Raw genomic sequence first — 17,176 nt, forward strand, 5'->3', positions numbered from 1 at the left:
GCTAAATGTAACAGGGACTGGCTTTACAACCCGTCCGCCTGCGCGATCAGTTCCGCCAGGTCGTAAACTTTAACGGAATGTTCCTTCTCTTTATTTTTGACGCCGTCGGTCATCATCACCATACAAAACGGACAAGCGACTGCAATTGTATCCGCGCCCGTCGCTATGGCCTCTTCAATTCTTTCAATGTTAATGTCTTTTTTGCCTGGCTCCGGCTCTTTGAACATTTGACCGCCGCCTGCGCCGCAACATAGTCCCTTTGTTTTGCAACGTTTCATTTCAACCAGGTCAGCATCCAATGCTTCCAAAACATGCCTGGGCGCTTCATAAATGTTGTTGGCACGGCCCAAATAACAGGAATCGTGAAAAGTGATTTTTTTTCCTTTAAACGCCTGGCCACCTTCCGGTCGAACGCGACCTTCATCAATCAGTTGCTGTAAAAAAGTAGAATGGTGAATCACTTCATAATTGCCGCCCAGCTCCGGATATTCGTTTTTCAATGTGTTGAAACAATGCGGACAAGCGGTCACGATTTTTCTAATTCCATACATATCCAACACCTGAATGTTGGACATGGCCAGCATTTGAAATGTAAATTCATTGCCCGCCCGCCGCGCCGGATCACCCGTGCAGCTCTCTTCCGTGCCCAGAACAGCAAATTTGACTCCCGCTTTATTTAATATTTTGACAAATGCGACGGTTACTTTCTTGTAACGGTCATCAAACGAACCCGCGCATCCCACCCAGAACAAAACCTCAGGAGTTTCGTTGTTCGCTGCCATTTCGGCCATCGTCGGAACCTTATATGCTAAGTCGCTCATTATTTTTTCGGTTCAAGGTCGGCGGCCCAGTTAAAACGATCGCCAGGGGAAAATTTCCAGGGAGCCTGGTTCGTATCCAGATTTTGGAACATCACATTCCAGCTCGCAGGAGCTTGTGACTCGTCCATAATCTTGTATCGGCGAAGCTGCAAAATAATATCCAGCGGATTAATCCGCACGGGACATTCGTGTACGCAAGCATTGCAGGTTGTGCAAGCATTGATTTCTTCCTCCAATATATAATCGCCAATCAGACTTTTCCCATCCTCCACAAACTTGCCACCATTGGCCTGCATAATCTTGCCTACATCTTCGAGCCGATCACGTGTGTCCATCATGATCTTGCGTGGAGAAAGTTTTTTGCCCGTAATGTTAGCCGGACAAGCAGCCGTGCAGCGTCCGCATTCCGTGCAGGAATAAGCGTCCATGAGGTTTTTCCAGGAAAGGTCTTGCACATCTTTCGCGCCAAAACGGTCAGGAATTGCCGGAGCATCACCCGTTTGAGCCGTTTCGATTCCCAGCATTGTTTTGACCTCCGTTGTGATTTCCGGCATGTTATTCATCTTTCCTTTCGGAATCAGCCTTGCGAAATAGGTGTTGGGGAAAGCCAAAACAATGTGCAAATGCTTGGAATAAGTCAGGTAAATTGCAAAAACGAAGATGCCGATAATGTGAAACCACCAGGCAAACCGCTCGTAAATGACAAGCGTGTTTTCGTTCCAACCCGCAAATATGGGTTTGAGGAATTGACTAAAAAAGAAATTGCCGGTTTGAGGATAATGTTCATTTCCAAGATCTTGCAGCGCTAAGTCCACAGCATTCATGGTCAAAATGGCGATCATCAACACGATCTCAAAAATCAGGATCACCTTGCCGTCCAAAGCCGGCCAGCCATTCATTTCGCGGTGGCGAACAGGCTGCAACCGCGCTACTTTCACAACACTCCTGCGCAAAAGAAAAATAACGCAAGCCAGCAAAACTCCAACCGCCAGCAACTCAAAAAAACCGATCAAAACTGGATAAAAGCTCCCAATCAAAGGCGCAAAAACACGATGCTTTCCCAAAATCCCGTCAAGGACAATTTCTAGGATTTCAATATTGATCAATATAAAACCAATGTAAACCGCAAAATGCAGCAGTCCGACAAGTGGTTTGTCAAACATTTTTTTCTGACCAAAAGCGATGCGCAGCATGGTCGAAAGTCTTTCACCCGGATTATCTGAACGATCTTCCGGCTTGCCCAGCAAGATCGTCGACCGGATCAAAGCGATTCGACGATAAGCCAGCCAGGCGACTAATCCCAAAACAGCTATGAATATGACTTGCTGCGCTATCGCCATGTTTGAAGAAATCGTTTATAAATCGCCATTAGTATGCAAGCATACCACTAACAAATATGGCAAAAATGTGCATTGCGGCAAATATTTTTTGGATAAAATATAAAACGGCAAACTTAACGATAACGCAATCAGCGTGATAGACCATTGAAAGAAACAAATTCACAAATATTTTCGCAAATAATTTGTAAACCCAAATCAGCTTTCTATTTTTGCAGTCCCAAACGGGGCCAACTGAAAGCGGTGATGTAGCTCAGTCGGTAGAGCAAAGGACTGAAAATCCTTGTGTCGGCGGTTCGATTCCGTCCATCACCACAACCAAAAAGCCGCTAAGAGCAATCGCAGCGGCTTTTTGCGTTTATTATTGAAGCTTTTGCTTCTATTGATGTGCAAGACCGAAGGACGAATTTATAGCTTGTACTGACAATTGACCCATTCTGATCTTAGAAAAGGAACACCGGCCGGGGAAGCGTTTACTTTTCAGTTAGGAAGTAATCTACATCTATTCTTCTTTGGTTAAAAAACCTCGGTGATCTCCCGCAATGGGACGCTCAGTCCAATCGCGATTTCGTGAAGATAAAAGAAGGACGGATTTATTTTTCCTGCTTCCAATCTTTGAATAGATTGCTGATCCTTACCTATGTTATGAGCTAATTCAGCTTGCGTAATATTTTTCATTTTCCGCAATTCTCTTATCCTAAGACCAAGCTGAATTAAAAGAGCATCCTTTTCCACTTCTTTACTTTGCTCATTAATGAATGTGATATTACTAATCCGAAATGTCTGCAAAGCATTTTTTGGAGCAAACATTGAGGCATGAACGGATTTGGGTTGATAGCTAACCCCCAAACACCCGCAAGTCGGTTATCTCGCCTCGATGTGTTTCCAGAAACGCACAAAATTCCCTGATCTGCCGAAATTGATGATCAAAATCCAGGGTATGATCATATTCTTCCTGATATACATTTTTGAAATCTGTAATGACGTAACGCAGGCTGCGAATGCCTTTGGTGCGCAATGCGGGGAGATAAAAGTTTTGGTGGCTGATTGCGTAACAGCCTGGCACATAATTGCTTGTCGTTTTAATATCGACGGCAACCATTTTCCCGAGCACGTCAACGTAACCATATAATAGCACATCGTCCAATTGATATTCGCAATAAACTTGCGTTTTTAGCATGGGGCGTGGCAGGAGGGCGCGCACGCGTGAAAGGATTTCCGGGTCGAATTCCTCTTCGTCAATGCCCTTGATCACCGCGTCTTCAAATGACACGCCTTTGCGCTGTGCTTCGGTTTGCGGCACAGGCACCCGGTTAATGCTGTTAATGAGGTCATTTTCATTAATATAACCTTTTTCGTATCGGTCAAAACGATTCAGCAGGGTGGGATATAGTCGGTATTTTACGGTGTTGAAAGTCATTTTTTGTTGATGAGTTTGTGTCAGAAATGCATTTCAATGAAAGCGATACGCCAATGAAATTGCAATAAAACTGAATTTATCGTTCGGTGTGTCGCTATATGACTCACTTTCTTCGGGGTTAATCAGCCTCCTTCCCGATGTAGCATCCAGTTTGTCGGTCCGCACGAAATGAAAGCGATAATCGAGGCCAATCTGCCAATGTTTCAACAGCCGATAATCCAGAGAAGTGCCCAGCGGCAGCATTCCTTCGCGCGTTTTTTTGATTTTATCCAAATTGCGCGGCTTGCCCCAGCGCAGAAAAAGCGGGTTCCGTGCGCTAAGCTGACTATTTGTAAAACGCAGAATTTTATTGTTGTCCATATCAAACGCATTGGCACTAAAATGAATAAGCCCCAGACCACCATAAATGCTTAAATGTGCATTCCCTGGTTCCCGACTGCTAAATTGCTCGGTCAAATTCCATTTTGCAATAAGCTCAAACGTATTATATTCATTTTCAAACCAGGAATTGAAGAAATTCACCTGCTCTCCTCCAAGTTTTCCCGAAGAAAAGTCGAGCTGCATTGACACATTTTTATTAAAGGCTCGCCCAATATGAATGCCCAAAACGCCATGCATGTCCTGCTCATTGAGCTCACCGAAAAACTGCGTCAATCCGCCATTTAGCTGGATGGAAAATGGCAGATATTCATGTCGGTCGTAACTCTTTTTCTTGCTTATGCCATTCATGGAGGCCGATTTTCGCATTTGGGCGCAGGTATTGGACATTGCAAGATAAAGGAGCATTACAAGTAAGCATTTTCGCATGAGCAGTAACCGGTTAACTGTTAGTCCTAATTTGATTCCGGGTTTGGACGCAGATTTTTGATTTTGGTCACCGTGTTGCCGCAATTACATTTAGCGGTAATCAGAATAACAACTATTATCTGTTAGTTTTGTTTATTGTTGTATTAACAATAAAGCAAAATGAGTGTAGTTCCATATAAAGACAGAGAGGGCAGCAAAAGGGAGCAGGTTGCGGAAATGTTTGACAACATTTCACCTAAATATGACTTGTTAAACCACCTTCTGAGCGCGGGTGTTGACATTTACTGGCGCAAACGCGCAATCAAGCTGTTGCGCAAACAAGCTCCCAAAGTTATCCTCGATATTGCTACGGGCACGGGCGACTTCGCCATAGAAGCACTTGCATTGAAGCCCGAAAAGGTCATTGGCGTGGACATTTCGGAAGGAATGCTGGCCGTTGGGCGCGAAAAAATAGCCAAACTCGGCAAGCAGGATATCATTACGCTGCAAAGCGGCGATTCGGAAAACTTGTCTTTTAATAACAATTATTTTGATGCGATCATCGTTTCGTTTGGAGTACGCAATTTTCAGAATTTGCTGGCCGGGCTGACCGAAATGAACCGCGTGATGAAGCCAAATGGAACTTGTGTGGTGGTAGAATTTTCCAAACCGCGAAGCTTTCCTTTTAAGCAGTTTTACAATTTTTATTTCAAATATATTTTACCGTTGATCGGTAAGACGGTTTCAAAAGACAGCTCAGCGTACACCTACCTTCCCGAATCGGTCCAGGCGTTTCCGGATGGAGAGGCTTTTCTTGAAATCTATAAAAAAGCAGGTTTTATCAATACCAAATGCATACCACTTACCTTCGGGATTTGTTCGATTTACATAGGGCAAAAATAATATTAGGCATTCTTGTGCTGTTGCTGACGGTTCAGGAAGTTAACGCACAGGGCATTGGTTACAGGCGACGTCATTTGGAATTTTATGATGACAAGCCCATTCATTACGGGATCTTGTTTGCCGTGCCTTTCACCCGTTTCAATATCAAGCACAACAACGATTTTATATCGCCAGACTCAGCATATGTGATCCAGTCGCCCACAGGTGCTGCTTTTCGCATGGGTTTTATTGTTAATGCCTTTCTCACAGATCATTTCGATTTGCGGACCACGCCTTCGGTTTCGCTTTACGATCGCAATGTGAAATTCAGCTATCCAAACGGCACAGAAAAATCGGAAAAGCGCGAGTCGACCTGGATAGAAGTGCCGCTTTTGCTGAAATACAAATCGCTCAGGCGGGTTAATTCCAGAATGTACATGCTTGCTGGCTTCACGTTCGGGATGGAAACCAATGTGAAACGCAATCGTGGCGGCGGCGGCGGACAATTGAACACTAAATCCACCGATTTAACAATCGATTACGGCATTGGTTACGAGCAGTTTTTTGAGTTTTTCAAATTCGCCCCTGAATTGCGCTTCTCGCATGGCTTAACGAATGCTTTTCAGCCAGCTAAAAATTCATTGGGCAAGGGGATCAACCGCTTGTCGACACACACGGTGACATTGTATTTGAACTTTGAGTAAAAATGTGCCCTGATCGTCAAGGGATTGTAATTTTTTTAAATATTTTTTGCTAAAAAAGTTGCAGAGAAGATTTCAGTCCTACATATTTGCACTCCCAAACGACGGGAAAAAGGGAGTTTAGCTCAGTTGGTTCAGAGCATCTGCCTTACAAGCAGAGGGTCGGGGGTTCGAATCCCTCAACTCCCACAAGACAAAAAGCATCGAGAAATCGATGCTTTTTTGCGTTATATGGTCTGCCGCGAAGCACCTGCCTTACAAGCAGAGGGTCGGGGCGGTCGGCCGTTGCCGCGGTCCGCCGCGCGGTTCGAATCCCTCAACTCCCACAAGACAAAAAGCATCGAGAAATCGATGCTTTTTTGCGTTATATGGTCTGCCGCGCAGTGTGCACATTACTTGTAACTATCCAGCGCCGCCTTATCTCCGAGTTTTTCCAAAACTCCCCTAAGACCCTCGATATTCATCATCAACCCTACTTCTGCGTCAGGAGCGGTGTCTTCGTTGATAATGCCGATTGGGCCTTTGTAACGGCTGTTTTTAACAATTTTAATCATGTCAAGTTCCACGTCGCCTTGGCCGATCGGAAGGACTTTAACCGGATTGCCTTTTTTGAGTCCGGATAAGTTCAATGCGAGTAAGTGCGGAACGAGCTTGGGAAAGAATTCCGGGAATGCTTTAATGTGCTCTTCGGCGTGATGGAAATTGTAAACGATTCCAATGTTTGATTTCTTCAAATAATCAATGAGTTGTAACTGATTATCAGGTTCTCCAAACCAGCCGCCATGATTGTAAAGTCCGATTTTACAACCAATCTCAGCTGCTTTGTCCGCAATGTAAGCAACAGGCGTTGCCACGGCTCTCACTTTTTCCTCCTGCGTCATTTCATCCAGCCCTTTGACGCCGCTGACCATGCACCAAATTTCAGTTTTGACATTGTGCTTTTTCAAAACTTCAATGATGGTGGCAAAATTTTTATCGTTTTCCGGGTTTGGGCCCGAATAATACCAAAAGGCTTGCAGCTTGATGTTATGCTTTTTCAGCTGTTCAATTTCTTCTTCAAAGCTAGGAACATGTTTCTCCCGCCAGTCATAAGCAAGCATTGTAATGCCCAGTTTATTAAGCATTTGCGCGCGCTGCTCGGCGTTTCTTTCTTTAACATCATATGGCACAATGCACCAGGCGATCAGATTTTCGCGACTGAAAATCGTTTCCTCAGAACCGACTTTTTGCGCATGCGCTGACGTGGCGCAAGACACAAGAAACACGCCGACCACAAATAGCTGAACAATCGCCTTACCGGAACGGAATTTCATATACGCTTTCATTTTAATGTTAAGGTTTCAAGCGATTGTTCCAATTCTATTTACAGATCAATCTGCCGCTTTGTTTCTGCCGATTCGAGCCCAGCTTCCAGCACATTGATAATTTTCAAGCCGTCAGAAAAGTCGGGTTTGATTGCTGTATCATTTTCAATGGCCTGAATGAAGTCCACCACAGCGTGAACGAACGAATGCTCATAACCGATAATGTGACCGGCTGGCCACCAATTTCCTGCATAAGGATGCACGGCCTCGGTCACAAGAATGGTTCGGAATCCCTGCTGTCCGCTTTCATCTTCGCGCGAAAAATATTGCAGTTCATTCATTCTTTCCAAGTCAAAACAAATGCTGCCTTTGCTTCCGTAAATTTCAAAAGTGAGCCTGTTTTTACGCCCAGCTGCAAACCGTGTTGCTTCAAAAGAACCGATTGCGCCATTTTTAAACATCACCATCATCAATGCTGTGTCTTCCACGGTCACTTCACCCATCTCGGTGCCGACAGTTCCGGCAGTGAGGTTTCCGGTCGTGCCGCCGTCCTCGACAATTGGACGGGTTTTGATAAAATTCGTGGTCAGAGAAGAGACGCTTGCAATGTCGCCAACCAAATAATGCGCCAAATCCACCGCATGCGAATTCAAGTCCCATTGCGGTCCGGCTTGCGCATATTCTTTCTGCAATTGCCAGGTTAAGGGGAAGTTCGGATCGATGATCCAGTCTTGCTGATAAGCACAGCGCCAATGAAAAATGCGTCCGATTTTATCTTCATCGATCATCTTTTTGGCAAAAGAAACAGCAGGAGTGCGTCTGTAATTGTGGTTCAAATAATGCTTTACCATATTGTCTTCGCACACTTTTAACATTTCCTCCGCCTGCTTGCTGTTCATGGAAAGCGGTTTTTCGCAAAATATATGCTTACCCTCTTTTGCCGCGGCCAGCGCAACTTCATAATGCAATTGCTGCGGAAGGGCAACGTCAATAATGTCGATATCAGGTCGGGAAACGAGCTTTTTCCAATCCGTTTCGGTCTCTTCCCAGCCCCATCTTTCTGCAAAAGCCTTCAATGAATCTTCATGCCTGCCACAAGCAGCTTTCAACACCGGCGTTGCCGCCAGATCAAAAAATTGCGGCGCTTTTTTCCAAGCATTGCTATGGGCACGACCCATGAATTTATAACCTACGATGCCGATATTCAACGCTTTTTTCATCCTTTAATCGCTTTATTCTATTGAATTGTATTTACCAAAAATATTAAAATTTTGTTATTGCATTTAAGATTGTAATTTCCCGCCGTCAATTAACACACTATATTTTCATGAATCAGCTTGTCCAAAACCTCCGGACAGGGGAAACTCTGTTGCTGGAAGTGCCTACACCAATGGTCCGGAAGGGCTGCGTGCTCATTCAAACGCGCAAAAGCCTGATCTCTTCCGGCACCGAAAAAATGCTTCTCAGCTTCGGGAAGGCCAATTTATTGCAAAAAGCCAGATTACATCCAGAACAAGTTAAGCTGGCATTTGATAAGATCCGCTCCAACGGTTTTTTCCCGACGATCCGAAAAATTTATCATAAACTCGATCAGCCGATCCCGCTTGGTTACTGCAATGTGGGCCATGTGCTTGAAGTGGGCGAGGACGTGCACGATATTCAAACGGGCGACCGCGTTGTAAGCAATGGTCCGCACGCTGAAATCGTTTGTGTTTCCCGAAATCTCGTCGCGAAAGTTCCCGTGAATGTGCCTGACGAAGCGGCTGTGTTCACAATTATTGGATCAATTGCTTTAAATGCGGTCAGGTTGGCGTCGCCGGGTTTGGGCGAGACGGTTGCAGTGATTGGACTTGGTTTGGTTGGCATGTTAACGGCCGAATTGCTCAAAATCAATGGTTGCAATGTGATTGGCATTGAATTTAATGACGACAGACGCGCCATTGCGGCTTCCAGAGGCTTCCTAACGATTGACCCAAAATCAATTGATCCTGAAAAATACATTGCGGAAATAACAAACCACATTGGCGCTGATGCGGTGATCATTGCAAGCGCTTCGCAATCGAATCAGGTCATTGATCAGGCGGCTTCAATTTCCAGAAAACGCGGTAAAATTATTCTGGTTGGCACCGCAGATTTACAATTGGATCGGACCGTTTTTTATCACAAGGAGTTGACTTTTCAGGTTGCGTGTTCGTATGGTCCCGGCCGCTATGACGATCAGTATGAGCAACATGGCTTGGATTATCCGATTCCATTTGTGCGTTGGACTGAGAATCGTAATTTCCAGGCAGTCCTGCAATTGCTTTCTGCAAGCACTTTGGATCCAAGATATTTGGTTGGCGCGACAATCGATTTGGAAAATTATAAACAAGCCTATGCGCAATTGAATGCGTCCAAAACGGTCGCTGTGCTGCTCAACTATCCAGCCACATCGCCGATCAAGCATTCAGTGGAGATTGTAAAAAAGTCGTTTGCCGCGAAAAAAGGCGTTATCGGAATCATTGGCGCTGGCAATTTTACTGCAATGACGCTGCTGCCTTTGCTAAAAAATCAATGTATCAAATACATTGCCAGCGCGCAAGGCTTTTCCTCCGCCCATCTTGCACGAAAATACGGAATCGCCTTTGCTACAACAAATTACCAAACAATTCTGGATGATCCGGAAGTCGATTTGGTCTTGATCACAACCAAGCATAATCTGCACGCCTCAATGGCAATCAGCGCATTGCAAGCCGGAAAGCACGTTTTCGTAGAGAAACCAATCGCGCTAAACCAACAGGAACTAATCAACTTAACAGCCGCACAAAATCAATGCGCCAAAACCACATCCCTAACCGTCGGTTTCAACCGACGGTTCTCGCCGCACACGCAAAAGATGAAAAGCCTGCTGGGTCCGGCCATGATGAACATCGTCGTCACCGTAAATGCAGGTTTTGTGCCAAAAAGCGCCTGGGTTCATGATCGAGCGGTTGGAGGAGGAAGGATTATCGGAGAAGCCTGTCACTTTTTTGACCTGATCGTTTACCTGACAGGAAGCCTGATCACTGCCGTCTGCATGAACGCAATGGAGCAGAATCCGTCAGAAACGACTGATAACGCAAGTGTTTTACTCAAATGTGCCAATGGCTCGACCGGAGTTATCAACTATTTTTCAAATGGACATTCCGGCTATTCGAAAGAGCGGGTTGAGGTTTATTCCGCTGGCAGGATATTGATTTTGGACGACTTTAAAGTGCTTAGGGGCTTTGGAATTAAAGGTTTTGGCCAATCTGCAAGTGCGCAAAACAAAGGTCATAAAGAGGAATTCACAGCATTGATCAATGCTGTGAAAGATGGCGGAGAGCCAATTATTCCCTTTCATGAAATCATTAATTCAACCGAAGCAAGTCTCGCAGCATTGGAAAGTTTGACACTGAAAAGCTGGGTGGCGATATGATCCAGATGCTCAGAAACATGGGGCTGCGTTACGTGCTTTTCCGAATATGGTTTGAAATACAACGGAGAACCGGCCTGCTCCGACTTCGTTTTCCAACACAAAGCAAGCAGCAATCACATTATTCAAAAGCCGATTGGCTGCAATGCAATGTAAAATTCATGACCGACCCGGCAATTCTGAACCTGGAGAAAAATCAAAATTTGCCAGAATTAATGGCGCGCGTTCAGCATGTCCAACAAAACCGTTTTCAGTATTTTTCGGGCCAATGGTTTACAGTCACGGATTGGCACACGAATCCGGAAAATGGGTTTAGTTATGATAAAATGAGCCATTGGAGCACGATTAGCACCCATTCAAAGCAGGCAGGCGACATTAAATACATTTGGGAAAAATCACGATTTTGCTTTTTATATGATTTGATTCGCTATGATTTTCATTTTGAAAATGATCAATCAGAAATCGTTTCCGCATTCATAAATGATTGGATCGAACAAAATCCAGTCAATCGTGGCCCCAATTGGCTTTGCGGTCAGGAAATTTCGTTTCGGGTGATAAACTGGACATTTGCGCTGCATTATTACAAACATTCAAAAACGCTGACGTCGGAATTGTTTAGTAAAATCATGTGCAGCATTCGCGAGCAAATGCAGCATGTTGCTTTAAATATCAATTTCTCCCGCATTGCAGTGCGGAATAATCATGCTTTGACGGAGACATTGGCGCTTTTTGTGACAGGCTTGTGCTTTCCGCTTTTCCCCGAAAGTGCCAAATGGAGGCGAAATGGCAAGAAGTGGTTTGAATCTGAGATTGCGTATCAGGTTTACGCAGACGGGACTTATCTGCAATTTTCGATGAATTATCACCGGATCGTTGTGCAATTGCTGACTTTGGCAATCCGATTGGCTGAATTAAACGATGAGCATTGGGCGCCAGTGATTTATAATCGCGCAGCAAAATCGTTGCGCTTTTTGAGAAGTTGTCAGGATGATCAAACGGGCTGGCTTCCCAATTATGGAAACAACGACGGCGCCTTGTTTTTCCCGATCACGGAATGCCATTATCGCGATTTCCGACCGCAATTGGAATCGCTAAGTCGCTGCTTGGCCATTGCGCTCAATTACGGAAAAGGCCCGTGGAATGAAGAATCGGGCTGGTTTTCTGGCTTTGTCAATGCCAACAATGATTTTCAAACGCATTTACCAGAATCCCTAACCAGTTTGGAAAAAGGCGGTTATCATATAATCCGTGACGACAATTCACTGACTTTTCTGAAATGTGGTGCTTATAGAGACAGGCCGTTTCAGGCCGATAATCTGCATTTGGATATTTGGGCGAATGGCGTGAACATTATGCGCGACGCGGGATCTTTTTCATACAACACCGATGACAAGTGGCTTCAATATTTCAATGGAACTGCGGCCCACAACACGGCTATGCTTGGCAATTTTGACCAAATGCAAAAAGGTCCACGCTTCACATGGTTTCACTGGATCAAAAAAGCAGAATCGACTGTATATGAGAGCGTTGAGACATTTGAAATCAATGCTGAATTTGAAGGGTTCTATCATCTGGGAAAAGGAATAAAGCATCGCAGGCGGGTTAGTAAAACCAAAAATCGACTTCATTGGATCATTGAAGATTGGATAGCAAATGCGCCTAGCCACTTGCCAATGCGCCAGATCTGGCATCCTAATCCATTGTTTTTGGATCATTATCACATTGCAGCAACCGATGATGCAGGGCAAGAAATCTGTCTTTCAAAGAAGCTGAGCTGGCATTCAGAGACTTATGGTCTGAAAGAAGAAGGCGTGAGTCTTGAATTCGCATCGACGGGCAGATCGATCAGGACGGTCATCGAACAAAAGCATATTTAGCCAATGCACATTCTTTTAGTTCACCAATATTTTTTGGAAGACAATGATGGCGGCGGTTCGCGCTGGAATGAAATGGCTCGGATTTGGGTCAATGAAGGTCATCGGGTTACAGTCCTGGCTGGAATGGGACATTATATGCATGCAACATCACCCATTTATGCAGGGAAATATTTTGTGAAAAAAATAAATTGCGATGGAGTGAAAGTTGTGCGTTGCTTTGTTGCAAACGACTCTAAATCAATTTTTTGGAGGAGATTATGGTCGCAATTTTCATTTGTACTTTCGGCAATCTGCGCTGGTATTTTTTATTGTAAAGACAAATATGATGTTGTGCTTTGCACGTCTCCGCCTTTGTTCGTCGGCATTGCGGGAATGTTCATTGCCTGGAAAAAAAGCATTGATCTTATTCTGGAAATCAGAGATCTATGGCCAGAATCGGCGATTGAGACCGGGATCTTGAAAAACCGACTTTTTGTAGAGGCTGCTTTTGGGCTTGAAAAGCTGCTTTATCACCGCGCAAAAGCTATTAATGTACTTACACCCGCATTTAAAGCAGCATTAATTCATAAAAAGCACGTTGATGCACACAAAATCTGGCTCATTCCCAATGCGGCCGACTTCATGATTCCCGAAAAACTTCAATCAAATTTTGACAAAACGGCATTCAGAAAGTCGCTTGGACTGGACGAACGCTTCATTATCATTTACGTCGGCGCGCACGGCATTGCGAACCATTTAGTCCAACTTATTGCCGCCGCCGAAATTTTAAGAGAAACGAATGCTCATTTCATGCTCATTGGCGACGGACCGGAAAAAGCAATGCTAATCACGGAGACAAAGCGGCGCAAACTAGACAATGTCACATTCCTCGACACGGTTTCCAAAGCAGAAGTTTTTAAATATATTCTTGCAGCCGATGCGGGCGCTTCGGTTTTGAAAAAAGCCGACGTTTTTAAAACAGTTTACAGCAACAAAACTTTTGATTATTTCGCTTGCAGCAAACCCGTTTTGGTAGCGATTGATGGAATTTCCCGGCATTTAATCGAGGAGGCTAATGCGGGTTTGTTTGTGGAACCTGAAAACCCGGATGATTTTGCCAAAAAAGTCTTGACATATCTGGCAAATCCGACGCTCGCTGCGCTTCACGGAAGCAATGGTTATGCCCACGCAAAGCAGCATTACGACCGTGCGTTTCTCGCCCGAAAATATTTGGAATACATTCAAAATATGCTTCAAACGAACTCTTTACAAGACATTAGTAGGAACTGAAACCGTTTGCAAGGGGTTTTTTAAATAAAGAATCAAATGAAAAACGTAGCAGATTTGTTTCCGTTGACCGTTACCGAAAATGCATATTCTTACGCCGATTATATGCGGTTAATGGAAAAAGTTGTTTTGGAAAAAAGGACAACGGGCGAGAAACAATCGGAAGATTTGAACCATTACACAAGGCTTAACCTGGCCAGAATGCAGCGTCTCAACAAGACCGTGACTGTGACAGATGAGCTGAAAAATACAGTTGATCAAATCACGATTCCGCAGACTTGGTATATTTTGACAGAGGCTTGGTGCGGTGACGCTTCACAAAATATTCCGCCCATCGTCGCGGCGACTCTGTCAAACCCATTGATCACAGTTAAAATGCTTCTGCGCGACGAAAATCCAGCAATTATGGACGCATATCTGACAAACGGTGGCCGATCTATTCCCAAATTAATTGCTGTGGATGACGATTTTAATGAGCTTTTTAGCTGGGGGCCAAGGCCGACGGGAGGACAGGAAATGCTGGAAGCTTACAAAGCGAATCCGGCAAAAACTTACAAAGAGTTCTCCGAAGAGATGCAGCGCTGGTATTTGGCGGACAAGTCGCTGAGTTTGCAAAAGGAATTGCAAGCATTACTGGAAGGTGTTTTGGTTGAAAAGTAAGTTTTAAAAATCAGTTTAGTCTATATTTGTGATAGACAGCATAAGCCAAGTTAAATTCAGATTAAGAGGTTTGTCCGCATATTTCAAAAATATATCAGAAGGAATTAGCACAACAGTCACCGGCATGCGGTTGACTTTGAGGCACTTGTGGAGTGCCCGGAAGCGTCGCAAGCTGGTAGATATCCGGACGGATGATTTTTTTGGAGGACAGGAGGGAATGGTTACGATTCAATATCCACTGGAAACCATTCCAATTCCGGATAACGGTCGTTATCGGCTGCACAATGAAATTGACGATTGCATTGTTTGCGACAAGTGCGTGAAAGTTTGCCCGGTCGATTGCATTGATATTGAACCCATTAGAGCCATTGAAGAAGTGGGTCGAGCGTCTGATGGCTCGCCGATCCGGTTATATGCTGCGAAGTTTGACATTGATATGGCAAAGTGCTGCTATTGCGGACTTTGTACAACCGTATGTCCGACGGAATGTCTGACGATGACCAAGACATTCGATTACAGCGAGTTGGATGTGCGGGATATGGTTTACAATTATGCCAATCTTTCAGCTGACGAAGCGGACGAAAAACGCCGTTTGCTCGATCAGTTCCAAAAAGAAAAAGAAGCATTAAAAGCGGCTTCTAAGCCTGTGGTTACCGCTGAGCAACCCGCTGCAAATCCGGCAAAACCTGTGTTTAAGCCGGGAATGAAGCCAAAAGTTCAGGATGTTGAAGCGAAAGAGGAAGTTCCCTTGGAAAAACCTGCACGCCCGGTTTTTCTTCCAAAAAAACCAGCTTCGGCCGCTCAAAGTGATGAAATTAAAGATGGAAAAATAGAAGAACCTCCCAAGGCCGCGCCTAAATTGCCTTTTAAGCCTTCTATGAAACCGAAGACTGCTGATTCACAAGAAAAAACGGAGGCAGTCAATCTGGAGCAATCCATAACTGAAGAGCCAGCAAAACTAGCAGCGCGACCGATTTTTAAGCCAAAAATGAAACCTCGGGTTTCAAATGCTGAAACAAGCGAAGAGCCGAAACCAGCTGTTGACAACCGGGAACAGCCCAAAGTTGCGGAAATGCTCGCGGAGGTTAAGCCGAGACCAGCATTCCGTCCGACGATGAAGCCGAAGGCGGTTGCTGAAGAAAAAAAGTCGGATGTTGACGAGTCAAAGCCAGAGGTTGTTCCTGATGAGATCAAGCCGAAACCAGCATTTCGCCCGACCATGAAGCCTAAGCCCAAAGAATAAGGCTTAGTTTTGCTTTCAATTGATTAAACGTTGAGATTATATATGGAGGTTGCAGCATTTTATGGATTTTCAATACTCGCAATCGCTTCTGCGCTCTTCATTTTATTTTCGAAAAATCTTATTTACGGCGCATTCGCATTGTTTTTAGCATTTCTTGGCGTTGCTGCTTTGTATGTGCTGGCAGGAGCAGATTTCCTGGGTGTTACGCAAATTATGATCTATGTTGGCGGCATTTTGGTGTTGCTGATCTTTGGAATAATGCTGACGCAGAAGACGAAAAGTGATGACCCGAAAGTCCATAATCGGGTGGAAATTTTGATAAAGCGAGAGATTTGGGGGTTTTTAATCGGCACAGGGTTATTTGTTTTTTTGATCAAAATCATTATTTCCGCCGACTTCAAAATGGCTGGGGATTCGATCAGCAGCAAGTCTACAATTAAGACCATAGGCGTTGAATTGATGACGAGCCACCTTTTACCATTCGAAATTGCAGCCATTCTTTTGCTCGTGACGCTCGTTGGCGCGGCATATCTGGCAATGAACCGCAATCCTGCCTCATGACATCCATTCCTATTCACCATTATCTGATTGTTGCAGCGGCTTTATTTTGCATTGGCTTGGCTATTGCGATCACGAAGCGCCATTTCATCGGGATTCTTTTGGGGATTGAATTGATGCTTAATGCGGTCAATATCAATCTTGTAGCATTTAGTCGATATGATCCCGAGCGTTTGAGCGGTCAGCTATTTGCGCTTTTTGTGATCGTTGTTGCTGCCGCCGAAGTAACCGTTGCGCTTGCCATTATCCTGCGCGTTTATGGTTATTTCAAATCTGTCGATCCGGATGAAGTAGATGAGCTAAAACAATAGGCTTTATAGCGCAACTGACATGCAATGAATTGGTTTTTTCTGTTTTTGGCTTTCTTGATCGGCATCAGCAACGCGGTGCAGTCTGGTGTGAATGTGCAGTTGCGCGAATCCTTCAACAATCCGATTTTAGCAGCCCTAACTTCCTTTTTTGTGGGTTTTGTTGTCCTTTTGATCGCCTTTGCGTGCTTTAATCAAAATCCAATCCCAAGCCTCGCGGACTTCAAACAAATATCCTGGACACGCTTCATGGGCGGCGTGTTGGGCGCTTTTTATGTGCTGACTGTTGTGTTTATCGTCCGAAACATTGGCCCGGCAAACATGATCTGTCTGGTTGTGGCCGGACAAATGATCGCGGCAATCGCGATTGATCATTATGGATTACAAGGATTTGCGGTGCATCAAATTACATTGCCGAGAATTGCAGGCGCGATTTTGCTTGTTGTCGGAGTTTATTTGATCCTCAAAAACTAAAAAAGCGATCCGTTTTGGACTGAACCCCAAAAGTTGGACGAGTTTAAGAATTAACGATTAGTGTGATGAGCTCGGTATTGTACCGGGCTCATTCCGTTTAAATTCA

Annotated in this window: 17 protein-coding genes and 2 tRNA genes; 12 read left to right on the plus strand and 7 right to left on the minus strand. The window is 44.6% G+C overall.

The window, feature by feature from the left end; translation table 11 throughout:
* Positions 1–23: 23 nt before the first annotated feature.
* Positions 24–821, minus strand: coding sequence for a (Fe-S)-binding protein (locus LZG73_RS24100; RefSeq protein WP_233855236.1), 798 nt, complete (start codon positions 819–821; stop codon positions 24–26).
* Positions 821–2,161 carry a (Fe-S)-binding protein gene (locus LZG73_RS24105; RefSeq protein WP_233855238.1) on the minus strand — a complete coding sequence of 447 codons (1,341 nt, stop codon included), beginning with the start codon at positions 2,159–2,161 and terminating at the stop codon, positions 821–823. The genes LZG73_RS24100 and LZG73_RS24105 overlap by 1 nt, the downstream gene beginning before the upstream one ends.
* A 239-nt stretch (positions 2,162–2,400) precedes the next feature.
* Here LZG73_RS24105 and LZG73_RS24110 point away from each other — a divergent pair.
* A tRNA-Phe gene (locus LZG73_RS24110) sits at positions 2,401–2,473 on the plus strand.
* 201 nt (positions 2,474–2,674) lie between these two features.
* Here the strand turns inward: LZG73_RS24110 and LZG73_RS24115 are convergent.
* Genes LZG73_RS24115 through LZG73_RS24125 form a run of 3 tightly spaced genes read right to left on the minus strand, consistent with a single transcriptional unit; the run spans position 2,675 to position 4,307 of the window.
* The gene (locus LZG73_RS24115) at positions 2,675–2,968 is read right to left on the minus strand and encodes a helix-turn-helix domain-containing protein (protein ID WP_233855239.1); all 294 of its coding nucleotides are present in this window, start codon (positions 2,966–2,968) and stop codon (positions 2,675–2,677) included.
* Positions 2,969–2,996: 28 nt separating this feature from the next.
* Complete coding sequence (locus LZG73_RS24120; RefSeq protein ID WP_233855241.1) at positions 2,997–3,578, minus strand: hypothetical protein; 582 nt, start codon at positions 3,576–3,578, stop codon at positions 2,997–2,999.
* 33 nt (positions 3,579–3,611) lie between these two features.
* Positions 3,612–4,307, minus strand: a complete 696-nt coding sequence (locus tag LZG73_RS24125) for an outer membrane beta-barrel protein (RefSeq protein ID WP_233855243.1) — start codon at positions 4,305–4,307, stop codon at positions 3,612–3,614.
* Positions 4,308–4,544: 237 nt separating this feature from the next.
* Between LZG73_RS24125 and ubiE the strand changes: the two genes are divergently transcribed.
* From ubiE to LZG73_RS24140, 3 genes are all read left to right on the plus strand, one after another.
* Complete coding sequence (gene ubiE / locus LZG73_RS24130) at positions 4,545–5,267, plus strand: bifunctional demethylmenaquinone methyltransferase/2-methoxy-6-polyprenyl-1,4-benzoquinol methylase UbiE (protein ID WP_233855245.1); 723 nt, start codon at positions 4,545–4,547, stop codon at positions 5,265–5,267.
* Entirely contained in the window at positions 5,216–5,950 is a 735-nt protein-coding gene (locus LZG73_RS24135; RefSeq protein WP_310588460.1) for a porin family protein, read from the plus strand. The genes ubiE and LZG73_RS24135 overlap by 52 nt, the downstream gene beginning before the upstream one ends.
* A gap of 111 nt (positions 5,951–6,061) precedes the next feature.
* A tRNA-Val gene (locus tag LZG73_RS24140) sits at positions 6,062–6,136 on the plus strand.
* Positions 6,137–6,339: 203 nt separating this feature from the next.
* Here the strand turns inward: LZG73_RS24140 and LZG73_RS24145 are convergent.
* Positions 6,340–7,260 (minus strand): sugar phosphate isomerase/epimerase, encoded by a 921-nt coding sequence (locus LZG73_RS24145; RefSeq protein WP_233855247.1) that lies wholly within the window; start codon positions 7,258–7,260, stop codon positions 6,340–6,342.
* Between the two features lie 50 nt (positions 7,261–7,310).
* Positions 7,311–8,471 carry a Gfo/Idh/MocA family protein gene (locus LZG73_RS24150; RefSeq protein ID WP_233855249.1) on the minus strand — a complete coding sequence of 387 codons (1,161 nt, stop codon included), beginning with the start codon at positions 8,469–8,471 and terminating at the stop codon, positions 7,311–7,313.
* A gap of 107 nt (positions 8,472–8,578) precedes the next feature.
* On the opposite strand from LZG73_RS24150, the gene LZG73_RS24155 reads away from it, so the two are divergent.
* The 8 genes from LZG73_RS24155 to LZG73_RS24190 all read left to right on the plus strand — a co-directional run bounded on the left by LZG73_RS24155 (position 8,579) and on the right by LZG73_RS24190 (position 17,070).
* Positions 8,579–10,687 (plus strand): bi-domain-containing oxidoreductase, encoded by a 2,109-nt coding sequence (locus LZG73_RS24155; protein ID WP_233855251.1) that lies wholly within the window; start codon positions 8,579–8,581, stop codon positions 10,685–10,687.
* On the plus strand, positions 10,684–12,561 hold the full coding sequence (locus LZG73_RS24160) for an alginate lyase family protein (RefSeq protein WP_233855253.1): 1,878 nt from the start codon (positions 10,684–10,686) through the stop codon (positions 12,559–12,561). Before LZG73_RS24155 ends, LZG73_RS24160 begins: the two co-directional genes overlap by 4 nt.
* Positions 12,562–12,564: 3 nt before the next feature.
* Positions 12,565–13,830 carry a glycosyltransferase family 4 protein gene (locus tag LZG73_RS24165; protein WP_233855255.1) on the plus strand — a complete coding sequence of 422 codons (1,266 nt, stop codon included), beginning with the start codon at positions 12,565–12,567 and terminating at the stop codon, positions 13,828–13,830.
* Positions 13,831–13,866: 36 nt separating this feature from the next.
* The gene (locus tag LZG73_RS24170; RefSeq protein WP_233855257.1) at positions 13,867–14,487 is read left to right on the plus strand and encodes a thioredoxin family protein; all 621 of its coding nucleotides are present in this window, start codon (positions 13,867–13,869) and stop codon (positions 14,485–14,487) included.
* Positions 14,488–14,611: 124 nt separating this feature from the next.
* The gene (locus LZG73_RS24175) at positions 14,612–15,730 is read left to right on the plus strand and encodes a 4Fe-4S binding protein (RefSeq protein ID WP_233855259.1); all 1,119 of its coding nucleotides are present in this window, start codon (positions 14,612–14,614) and stop codon (positions 15,728–15,730) included.
* A gap of 42 nt (positions 15,731–15,772) precedes the next feature.
* Positions 15,773–16,291, plus strand: a complete 519-nt coding sequence (locus LZG73_RS24180; protein WP_233855261.1) for an NADH-quinone oxidoreductase subunit J — start codon at positions 15,773–15,775, stop codon at positions 16,289–16,291.
* On the plus strand, positions 16,288–16,599 hold the full coding sequence (nuoK, locus tag LZG73_RS24185; protein WP_233855264.1) for an NADH-quinone oxidoreductase subunit NuoK: 312 nt from the start codon (positions 16,288–16,290) through the stop codon (positions 16,597–16,599). The genes LZG73_RS24180 and nuoK overlap by 4 nt, the downstream gene beginning before the upstream one ends.
* A gap of 24 nt (positions 16,600–16,623) precedes the next feature.
* The gene (locus LZG73_RS24190; protein ID WP_233855266.1) at positions 16,624–17,070 is read left to right on the plus strand and encodes a DMT family transporter; all 447 of its coding nucleotides are present in this window, start codon (positions 16,624–16,626) and stop codon (positions 17,068–17,070) included.
* Positions 17,071–17,176: the final 106 nt, after the last annotated feature.

Origin of the sequence: Dyadobacter sp. CY326, from assembly GCF_021390515.1 — a bacterium.
GTDB lineage: Bacteria > Bacteroidota > Bacteroidia > Cytophagales > Spirosomataceae > Dyadobacter.